Genomic DNA, 1,407 nt, shown 5'->3' with positions numbered 1-1,407 from the left:
AACTCGACTCCATGAAGTCGGAATCGCTAGTAATCGTAGATCAGAATGCTACGGTGAATACGTTCCCGGGCCTTGTACACACCGCCCGTCACACCATGGGAGTGGGCTGCAAAAGAAGCAGGTAGTTTAACCTTCGGGAGGACGCTTGCCACTTTGTGGTTCATGACTGGGGTGAAGTCGTAACAAGGTAGCGCTAGGGGAACCTGGCGCTGGATCACCTCCTTACGTAAAGATGTTTTGGATGAGTGTCCACACAGATTGATTCGGTTTATAAGCAAAGAGAAATTGCACCGTGGTTTTTCTGAGTTCAAGGAAGGCAATTGACGAGGGAAGGCGTTTACATCAGTAAATAACTGACCGAGGATAAGCAGCCTGACGCAGAAATCAGGGAAAGCACACAGCAAGAGATGGGTCTGTAGCTCAGGTGGTTAGAGCGTTCGCCTGATAAGCGAGAGGTCGGTGGTTCAAGTCCACTCAGACCCACCAAAATCATTTTCTTCTGCGTTAGATTGTTCGTTGCATATTGATATATGCGGCCTCACAATCTGCCTTGAATAAAACGATTTGAAGAAATATCTAAAGATGGGGCTATAGCTCAGCTGGGAGAGCGCCTGCCTTGCACGCAGGAGGTCTGCGGTTCGATCCCGCATAGCTCCACCATCTTTAAGGGTTTTTAATGAAGAATCTTTAAACATGGTTTTGTAGATACAAAATCTTTGCTCTTTAACAATTTGGAAAGCTGACAAAATAATGTTTGTTTCTTTGGAAACAGATGATTATTTGTAAAAGTTCTCAATCCTTTCTCGAAAGAGAAAGACCAACACAATCAAGTGTTCTTGGGAATGCACAGGCAACTGTGTATTCAAATTGAGTCCGGCAAAACCAAGTCACACACTCATGTATAAAATATTGTGTGACACCTAATTAGTTGATGATATCAACCCTTAGGTTTTTGCGCTGAGGATTTTTGCCTGAGACAAGGCAGCAAGAAGGATGTCGCAGGGCGCTATCGTCTGATAGCAACCAAGCAGCCTTCGATGCTAACGCCGTATTCAGGGAAAAAGACCAAGCAAAAAAGACTTCTTCGGGTTGTATGGTTAAGTAATTAAGCGTACACGGTGGATGCCTTGGCAGTCAGAGGCGATGAAGGACGTACTAACTTGCGATAAGCGCAGATGAGGCAGTAAGAGCCACTTGAGTCTGCGATTTCCGAATGGGGAAACCCAACTGCAGCAGCAGTTATCATTAACTGAATACATAGGTTAATGAGGCGAACCGGGAGAACTGAAACATCTAAGTACCCCGAGGAAAAGAAATCAACCGAGATTCCGAAAGTAGCGGCGAGCGAAATCGGACTAGCCCTTAAGCTTTTACAGCGTTAGGTGAAGTGTCTGGAAAGGCACGCAA

Annotated in this window: 2 tRNA genes and 2 rRNA genes; all 4 read left to right on the top strand. The window is 45.6% G+C overall.

The features are described 5' to 3' along the window. A 16S ribosomal RNA gene (locus VR7878_RS20730) occupies positions 1-225 on the top strand; the annotation flags it as partial. Between the two features lie 184 nt (positions 226-409). Then, positions 410-486, top strand: a tRNA-Ile gene (locus tag VR7878_RS20725). A 98-nt stretch (positions 487-584) separates the two neighbouring features. Further along, positions 585-660 (top strand) — tRNA-Ala (locus VR7878_RS20720). Positions 661-1,095: 435 nt separating this feature from the next. Next, a 23S ribosomal RNA gene (locus VR7878_RS20715) occupies positions 1,096-1,407 on the top strand; the annotation flags it as partial.

The organism is Vibrio ruber DSM 16370, from assembly GCF_900163965.1.
In the GTDB taxonomy this organism is placed as follows: domain Bacteria; phylum Pseudomonadota; class Gammaproteobacteria; order Enterobacterales; family Vibrionaceae; genus Vibrio; species Vibrio ruber.
This window is presented reverse-complemented; position numbering and strand designations above follow the sequence as displayed.